This is a genomic window from Staphylococcus simiae (assembly GCF_002902085.1).
In the GTDB taxonomy this organism is placed as follows: Bacteria; Bacillota; Bacilli; order Staphylococcales; family Staphylococcaceae; genus Staphylococcus; species Staphylococcus simiae.
On sequence record NZ_PPQR01000008.1, the window covers coordinates 19560 to 28803 of the forward strand.

A 9244-nucleotide genomic window follows, 5' to 3' on the forward strand; every position below is an offset into this window, starting at 1 on the left:
ATATTACAAAAATGTTATATAAATCAGAGAGAAATGATGTGATAATGAGGTATATGGTATGATATATTTTGAAATATACTAGAATTTTGTAGAATTGATGTGAAAAGATGAAACAAGAAGTAAAAAATAAACTGTTTTCTATCCTGAAAATTACTTTTGCTACTGCATTATTTATTTTTGTAGTGATTACTTTATATAGAGAATTATCAGGAATAAACTTTAAAGAAACATTATTTGAATTTAGTAAGATTAATAGACTATCTCTAGTCCTTTTATTTATTGCCGGTGGTGCCTCACTAATTTTATTATCTATGTATGATGTTATTTTAGCTAAAGCTTTAAAAATGAACATCCCAATTGGAAAATTACTTAGAGTCAGTTACATTATTAATGCTTTAAATGCAATTGTAGGGTTTGGAGGCTTTATAGGTGCTGGCGTTAGAGCGATGATTTATAAAAACTATACAGAAGATAGAAAGAAATTAGTTCATTACATATCGTTCGTTCTAATATCAATGTTAACAGGACTTAGCTTGCTGTCGTTGTTAGTAGTTTTCCATGTTTTTGATGCGACGATGATCATAGATAAAATTTCATGGGTTAGATGGGTGTTATATATAGTTTCAGCCTTTTTGCCTATATTTATTATTTATACTATGGTTAAGCCACCTGATCGTAATAATAGATTTGTTGGTTTATATTGTACATTAGTATCATGTGTCGAATGGTTAGCTGCGGCAATAGTATTATACTTTAGTGCTGTTATTGTACATACACACGTATCATTTATGGCTTTCATTGCAATCTTTATTATTGCTGCTTTATCCGGTTTAGTTAGTTTTATTCCTGGAGGTTTTGGTGCATTTGATTTAATTATGTTATTAGGTTTCAAAACATTAGGTGTACCAGAAGAAAAAGCGTTATTAATGTTACTATTGTATCGTTTTGCTTATTATTTTGTACCAGTAATTATAGCGTTGATTTTATCATCATTCGAATTTGGTAAGTCTGCTAAAAATTATCTTGAAGGGTCAAAATATTTTATTCCAGCAAAAGATGTTACGTCATTTTTAATGTCATACCAAAAAGATGTTGTTGCTAAGATTCCTGCCTTATCATTAGCAATTTTAGTGTTTTTCACTAGTATGATTTTCTTCGTCAATAATCTAACCATTGTCTATGATGGCTTATATGATGGTGAACATCTCGCCTATTATATTACGTTAGCAATTCATACGAGTGCCTGTTTATTACTTTTAGTTAATGTATATGGGATATATAAACAAAGTAGAAGGGCAATTATTTTTGCGATGATATCTATTTTATTAATTATTGGTGCTACGATATATACTTATGCATCATATATTTTAATTGCTTGGTTAATTATCGTCTTTGCTTTACTTATTTTTGCTTTCAGAAGAACGAGGGTTTTAAAGCGACCATTCAGAATTAGAAAATTAGTTGGTACGGTTATTTTCAGCGCATTCGTGTTATTTATTAACCATGCCTTTATTGCTGGAACTTTGTATGCTTTAGATGTGTATCATATTGAAGTAGCTACATCGTTATTACGCTATTACTTCTGGATAACTATCTTAATAATAGCGATTATTGTTGGTATCATTGCTTGGTTATTTGATTACCAATTTAACAAAGTTGGCATATCTGCTAAAGTGGAAGACTGTGAAACAATTATTGATAATTATGGTGGAAATTACTTAAGTCACTTAATATATAGTGGTGATAAAAAGTATTTTACTAATGAACAAAAGACAGCATTTTTAATGTATCGTTATAAAGCGAGTGCATTAGTTGTTTTAGGTGATCCTATCGGCGATGAAACAGTGTTTGAAGAGTTATTGGAAAGCTTTTACAATTATGCTGAATATCTTGGTTATGATGTTATTTTCTATCAAGTAACCGATCAACACATGCCTTTATATCATAATTTTGGTAATCAATTCTTTAAATTGGGCGAAGAAGCAATCATTGATTTAACTCAATTTTCTACGTCAGGTAAAAAACGTCGTGGCTTTAGAGCAACATTAAATAAATTTGAAGATTTAAATATTACATTTGAAATTATTGAGCCACCATATTCAGCAGAATGTTTAACTGAATTACAACATGTTAGTGATTTATGGTTAGGCAAAAGAAATGAAATGCATTTCTCTGTTGGACAATTTACTGAGGAATATTTGTCAAAAGCACCTGTTGGAGTTATGCGTAATGAAAATCAAGAAATTATTGCTTTTTGTAGTTTAATGCCTACGTATTTCAATGATGCAATTTCAGTAGATCTTATCAGATGGTTGCCAGAATTAGACCTACCATTAATGGATGGTTTATACTTGCACATGCTATTGTGGAGTAAGGAACAAGGGTATAAGAAATTCAATATGGGAATGGCTACTTTATCTAACGTTGGTCAATTACATTATTCTTATTTAAGAGAGCGATTAGCTGGTAGAGTATTTGAACATTTTAATGGTCTCTATAGATTCCAAGGATTACGTAAATATAAAGCGAAATATAATCCGAACTGGGAACCACGTTTCTTAGTTTATCGTAAAGATAGCTCATTATGGCAATCATTATCTAAAGTAATGAGAGTTATTCGACATAAATAATTAATAACCCATATACATGAGGGCGACGACAATCACTATGTCTGAACCAACTTTGTATATGGGTATTTTTATCGCAAATAAGATACCCTTAAAGTTATAGGTAACTGAATTAACTTTAAGGGTAATGTCATATTGTGTGATATTTACATTTAGTTTTGAGATTTATAGTTTTGTCTATCTTGTTGTTCTTGAGCATAACGTTCAGGGTTTTTCTTATAGAAATCTTGATGATATTCTTCAGCTTTATAGAATGTACTAGCTGGTAAAATCTTAGTAGCAATTGCTTTATCTGCGTCTATAGTGTGCTTTAACTTGTCAATATATTGTTCAGCAAGTTCTTTTTGATGTTCATTAGTATAAAAGATAGCAGTTTGATATTGTGGACCACGATCTTGGAATTGACCGTCTGGATCTAAGGGGTCAATAACAGAGAAGAATACTTCTAACAACTTGTTATAAGAAAATAAAGCAACATCGTATTCAATTTCAACTGTTTCATAATGACCACTTGTGCCTGATTTAACGTCTTCATATGAAGGGTTCTCTAGATGACCACCCATATAACCAGATGTGACTTGTTCGATGCCATCAAATGTGTCAAATGGTTTCGTCATACACCAAAAGCATCCTCCGGCAAAATAAGCTGTATTTATATTCATTTTTGACAACCTTTCATTAGACCTTAGTACTATTTGTTAAGAAATCACTTGCATTTTGAATTATTTTTGTATAACGTTTATATATGATAATTATAGTACACACGAATATATTTTTGAAGATATAAGGTAGGTAAATATGGAAAAAGAGAATAATGATAATGAATATAGACGTCAAGATGAACAAAATAATCTAACGTCTAGAAGAACTAAGAAAAAGAAAGTTAGAAAGTTGCCTATCATTATTTTAATTATTGTAGTTATATTAATTGCTTTAATTGTATATGTTATACATAGTTATAACAGTGGTATCGAATACGCAGAAAAACATGCTAAAGATACTAAGGTTCATCAATTTAATGGGCCAGTTAAAAATGATGGTAAGATTTCTATTCTCGTTTTAGGTGCAGATAAAGCACAAGGTGGTCAATCTAGAACAGATTCTATCATGGTTGTTCAATATGATTATATTAATAAAAAAATGAAAATGATGTCTGTCATGAGAGATATCTATGCTGATATACCTGGATATGGTCAACATAAGATTAATTCAGCATATACTTTAGGTGGTCCTGAATTACTTCGTAAAACATTAGATAAAAACTTAGGTATTAATCCAGAATATTATGCTGTAGTTGATTTTACAGGTTTTGAAAAAATGATTGATGAATTAATGCCAAATGGTGTGCCAATTAATGTTGAAAAAGACATGTCTAAAAATATTGGTGTGTCATTAAAAAAAGGACAACATAACTTGAATGGTAAAGAATTATTGGGTTATGCTAGGTTCCGTCATGACCCAGAAGGTGATTTTGGTCGAGTAAGACGTCAACAACAAGTTATGCAGACATTACGAAAAGAATTGGTCAATTTCAGAACAGTTGTTAAATTACCAAAAGTTGCAGGTATTTTAAGAGGTTATGTTAATACTAGTATGCCAAACTCAGCAATTTTCCAAACTGGTTTAAGTTTTGGCGTTCGTGGTGATAAAGATGTTAAATCGTTAACAGTTCCTATTAAAAATTCATATGAAGATCTTAATACCAATACAGATGGTAGTGCGCTAAAAATAGATAAAGATACTAATAAAAAAGCGATTAAAGAATTTTTATCAAAAGAATAACTATAACTACTAAATAAAATAGCCTTCAGATGAAACTTATTACAGTTCATTTGAAGGCTATTTATTATGTTAGTGCACGATAGATTGAGAATGGAACAACAAAAAATTTTTCCAAAAACTATGCGTAGATACTCGTACTGTAATCCTTTAAAATTTTTGATAACAGCTTCTGTCCACTCCGACAAGTCTAAGTAGACTTATAAAACATTGATTTTTAACATTTAATAAGCCGATAGTTGCTGACAGGTGCATAATATTAAGTAAAGTATGCTTTATGTCCCAGGATCAAGTAGATATTACTATTATTGATCAGATTTTCTAACGCCAGCAACACCATAATGATTTGGTTGCATTTCTTCGATTACTACATGGATAGCTTCTCTATTAGCACCTGTAGTTTTTTCTACGGCATTCGTCACTTCACTAACTAAGTTTTTTAATTGGTCATCAGAGCGACCTTCTAATAATTTAACATTGATAATTGGCATATTCCAAACCTCCTAAATTTAATTACTTAGAGTATAACATTTTAATAGTAGAAATACATAAAATAACAAAAACGAACGATTGTTCTTATTAGTATTGAAATAGAACATTTGTTCGTATATAATATTTGTATATGAGGGAGGAATAACGATGTACGATTATCATTTGTTAGAAGATAGAGATATACTTTGTATTGATCAGAAAAGCTTCTTTGCTAGTGTATCTTGCATTGAAAAGGGATTAGATCCATTAACAACAAAGTTAGCTGTTGTCGCTGATACGAAAAGGCAAGGATCAGTTGTGTTAGCTGCAACACCAAAATTAAAAGAATTAGGAGTTAAAACAGGATCTAGACTGTTTGAAATACCACATAGAAATGATATTTATATTATTAATCCTAGTATGCGACAATATCTTAATATTTCTGTTGCAATTTCTAAAATTGCTTTACGTTATATTGCACCTGAAGATTTACATCAATATAGTATTGACGAGTTTTTTATGGATGTTACAGATAGTTACCATAGATTTAATTCAACGGTACAAGCTTTTTGTGAAAGATTAAAATATGAAATTTATGAAGAAACTGGTATTCATTGTACAGTTGGCATTGGGTCTAATATGTTGTTGAGTAAAGTTGCTATGGATATTGATGCTAAACATACAACAAATGGTATTGCAGAATGGAGGTATCAAGATGTACCAACTAAATTATGGCCAATTCAGCCATTAAGTACTTTCTGGGGAATAAATAAAAAAACTGAACGTAAGTTGAATAAAAAAGGCATTTTTAGTATTGGAGACTTAGCCAAGTATCCATATCAATTTCTAAAAAGGGATTTTGGAATTATAGGTATTGATATGCATTTGCATGCAAACGGTATTGACCATAGTAAAGTACGTGATAAATACAAAATTAGCAATCCATCTATTTGTAAGAGTCAAATATTAATGAGAGATTATCAATTTAATGAAGCTAAAATTGTGATGCAGGAATTAATAGAGGATGTTGCTAGTAGAGTTAGAGCAAGAAAAAAATTGGCAAGAACGATTCATTTTTCATTTGGTTATAACGATGAAGGAGGCGTTCATAAACAATATACACTAAAAGATCCGACGAATTTAGAAAGTGATATTATCAAAGTGGTCAATTACTTTGCTGAGCAACTTTGTGATCATAAAGCACTATACCGTACACTAAGTGTGTCCTTAAGCCAGTTTATTAATGAAGACGAACGACAACTAAACTTATTTGAAGATGAATACCAGAGAAAGAGAGAAGAATGTTTAGCCAAAACTATTGATCAGTTACATTTAAAATATGGTAAAGGAATAGTTTCTAAAGCAGTGTCATTTACTGATGCTGGTACTAAACATGGTAGATTAGGGTTAATGGCAGGGCATAAAATGTAGCTATATTATTATGAAAATTCAGGATATAATTTAAAGATTGTAATAAAGACAATAAATATTTAGTAATAACTGTCTGAGTTGTAAGGGGGATAAATTAACATCTTACAACTCTAGTCAGTTTTGGTATGGCATAGTTATATTAGTTGTTCAAGCATGTATTTTTATACTACTAGATACATTTTATTGAATATAACAATCGAAATCATTCAATGCTTCTAAACCACGTTGACGATCATCTGGAGTTTTAAAGCTAATTTGTAAAGCACCATAAATATCTTCACGAACTTCTAATATTTTCAAGTTGCTTATAGATATGTTATGTAAACTTAATGTATGAGTAACTTTACTTATCATACCCGGTTTATCCGGAATATCAACATATAGATCATACCCTGTAGTAAGTCCACCTAGTTGTCTAACAGGTAAAGCGTCTCTATAAGCTTTTGCCTGAGCAAAGAACTCAAATAATTGGTCAGCATTATTACTTTTAATCATTTCTTCAATTGCTGTGAATTGATCTTTTAACTGTTTGAGCATCTCCAAGATGAATTTTTGATTACTTAAAGTGATATCTTTCCACATTTCTGCGTTACTACTAGCTATACGTGTAATATCTCTAAAGCCGCCAGCTGCAAGTTTAGCAACAAGGTCATGTTCATGCCCGTTTTGTTCACTTAAATGCACTAAACTTGAAGCTACGATATGAGGTAAATGACTAATAACACTAGTAACTAGATCGTGTTCTTTAGCATTGGTTAAAATAAACTTAGCTAAAGTAGGACTAAACAATTGTTTTAAGTAATCAGCAGCTTGTTTATTAGCAACATCATCATAAACTAAAATGAAGTATGCATTTTCGAATAAATGTTTTTTTGCATTAAGAACACCAGATTTGTGACTACCAGCCATAGGATGGCCTCCGACAAGATGAATACCATGTTGTAGTAATGTATGTTCTAATTGCTGTATATCAGCTTTAGTACTACCAGTATCTGTAACGATAAGACCAGATTTAGTATTTAAATTAACTAAATTTAATAAGTATTGTTTGGTAATAGTTACAGGAGTAGCATACACAATAATATCAGCTTTAGATACTGCATCTTCATAATTTTGATACTTTTCATCAATAATACCAATTGATATTGCTTTTTCTAGTTGAGATGGGTCTTTATCAAATGCAATAATGTTAATATTTGGATTATGATATTTTAGATTGCTAGCTAAGCTACCACCAATTAATCCTAAACCAACAAATAGTACGGTTGTCATAAAAATCACCTAGTTTCAAAATTTTCAGAATAATAATATTGTAAATGAGCTGATAACTGAGTGCAATAGAAAATAATATAACTATATTTATTAGAATAAATAGCTAAAATAAACTACAATAATATTATCAATTTGATGGAGAGGGATAATGGTATGTCAGAAATTCTAGAAACTATAAAAACACTCACTGAAATAAATAGTCCTTCAGGTGATACAGATGAAGCTATTAATTATGTTAAAGATTATGCACAAGAACTTGGTTATCAAACAACAATTACCAATAAAGGTGCTTTAATTATTCAAGTAGATGGTCAAAATAATGACTTACAACGATGTATCACTGCACATGTCGATACTTTAGGAGCAATGGTCAAAGAGATAAAAGAAGATGGTCGACTTGCAATAGAATTAATAGGTGGATTTACTTACAATGCAATTGAAGGGGAATATTGCGAAATAACAACAGAAAGTGGTCAAATATATACTGGAACAATCTGTTTACATGAAACGAGTGTACATGTATATAGAAATAATTATGAGATCCCACGAGATAAAGAACATATGGAAATCCGAATAGATGAAGTTACAACTTCTGACCAAGAAACAAAACAATTAGGGATTGAAGTAGGGGATTTCATAAATTTTGATCCACGCACAGTCATTACACCATCAGGATTTATTAAATCAAGACATTTAGACGATAAAGCTAGTGTAGCGATGATCTTACATTTATTACAAAAATTAAAAGCTAATCAAATTCAATTGCCTCATACAACACAATTTTATATTTCTAACAATGAAGAAATTGGATATGGAGCTAATGCCTCAATATCTCCTAAAATCAAGGAATTTATTGCTTTAGATATGGGAGCGTTAGGTGATGGTCAAACATCAGATGAATACACTGTATCAATTTGTGCTAAAGATGCATCTGGTCCTTATAATAAACACTTAAAATCACATTTAGTAAACCTATGTAAGATAAACGATATACCATATAAGTTAGATATTTATCCGTATTATACTTCTGATGCATCAGCCGCTTTAAAAGCTGGAGCAGATATTAAGCATGGCCTATTTGGGGCTGGAATTGAATCGTCTCATGCAATGGAACGAACACATATTGACTCTATAAAAGCAACAGAGCAATTATTATATGCATATTGCTTATCTCCAATAGAATAATTTTAAAATAGTTATTGACAAAATAATCTGAAATCTGTATTATACTGCAATATAAGATAACTTAATAAAGTTCTAAAGAAGTTAGTAGCATATATGACTTGTAGCAAGTAGAAAGTTGATGGATGATGCAAATCAACACAACATATATAGTGAATTGGACTTTAGAATACAATAGAATAAAATTTAAAGTGAACATTAATTATGTTAACTAAGGTGGCACCACGGTAACGCGTCCTTATATAAGTCATGCGTTTCTGTGGTGCCTTTTTAATTCAACAAAATGTAGTAATTAATATTATCGTAGCAAAAAGAAAGTTAGTGGGTGATGCAAACTAACACTAATATTAATGAAATTGGGTTTTGTGTAGTAACAAGAAAATAGCTAATAAAGTGAACTGGAAAAAATTTGAATATTCAGTTAATTTAGGTGGTACCACGCGGCAGCGTCCTTTATATTTTATATATAAGGGCGCTTTTTT

The 9244-nt window shown here is 30.5% G+C and carries 7 protein-coding genes; 4 read left to right on the plus strand and 3 right to left on the minus strand.

Annotated elements, in window-relative coordinates; translation table 11 throughout:
* Positions 1–107: 107 nt before the first annotated feature.
* Positions 108–2630: a bifunctional lysylphosphatidylglycerol flippase/synthetase MprF gene (gene mprF / locus CD113_RS01075; RefSeq protein WP_002464982.1), complete on the plus strand. Its 2523-nt coding sequence runs from the start codon at positions 108–110 to the stop codon at positions 2628–2630.
* A gap of 149 nt (positions 2631–2779) precedes the next feature.
* On the opposite strand, the gene msrA is transcribed toward mprF, so the two are convergent.
* A complete protein-coding gene (gene msrA / locus CD113_RS01080) occupies positions 2780–3289 on the minus strand; it encodes a peptide-methionine (S)-S-oxide reductase MsrA (protein WP_002464983.1) in 510 nt (169 codons plus the stop codon).
* Positions 3290–3425: 136 nt separating this feature from the next.
* Between msrA and CD113_RS01085 the strand changes: the two genes are divergently transcribed.
* On the plus strand, positions 3426–4409 hold the full coding sequence (locus tag CD113_RS01085) for an LCP family protein (RefSeq protein WP_002464984.1): 984 nt from the start codon (positions 3426–3428) through the stop codon (positions 4407–4409).
* Positions 4410–4711: 302 nt separating this feature from the next.
* On the opposite strand, the gene CD113_RS01090 is transcribed toward CD113_RS01085, so the two are convergent.
* Positions 4712–4897: a 2-hydroxymuconate tautomerase gene (locus CD113_RS01090; RefSeq protein WP_002464985.1), complete on the minus strand. Its 186-nt coding sequence runs from the start codon at positions 4895–4897 to the stop codon at positions 4712–4714.
* Between the two features lie 148 nt (positions 4898–5045).
* Here CD113_RS01090 and CD113_RS01095 point away from each other — a divergent pair, with 148 nt between their 5' ends.
* Complete coding sequence (locus tag CD113_RS01095) at positions 5046–6308, plus strand: Y-family DNA polymerase (protein WP_095092692.1); 1263 nt, start codon at positions 5046–5048, stop codon at positions 6306–6308.
* A 180-nt stretch (positions 6309–6488) separates the two neighbouring features.
* Here the strand turns inward: CD113_RS01095 and CD113_RS01100 are convergent, their stop codons facing one another.
* Positions 6489–7580 carry a prephenate dehydrogenase gene (locus CD113_RS01100; RefSeq protein WP_095092694.1) on the minus strand — a complete coding sequence of 364 codons (1092 nt, stop codon included), beginning with the start codon at positions 7578–7580 and terminating at the stop codon, positions 6489–6491.
* 153 nt (positions 7581–7733) lie between these two features.
* On the opposite strand from CD113_RS01100, the gene CD113_RS01105 reads away from it, so the two are divergent.
* Positions 7734–8765, plus strand: a complete 1032-nt coding sequence (locus tag CD113_RS01105) for a M42 family metallopeptidase (RefSeq protein ID WP_002462452.1) — start codon at positions 7734–7736, stop codon at positions 8763–8765.
* Positions 8766–9244 lie beyond the last annotated feature (479 nt).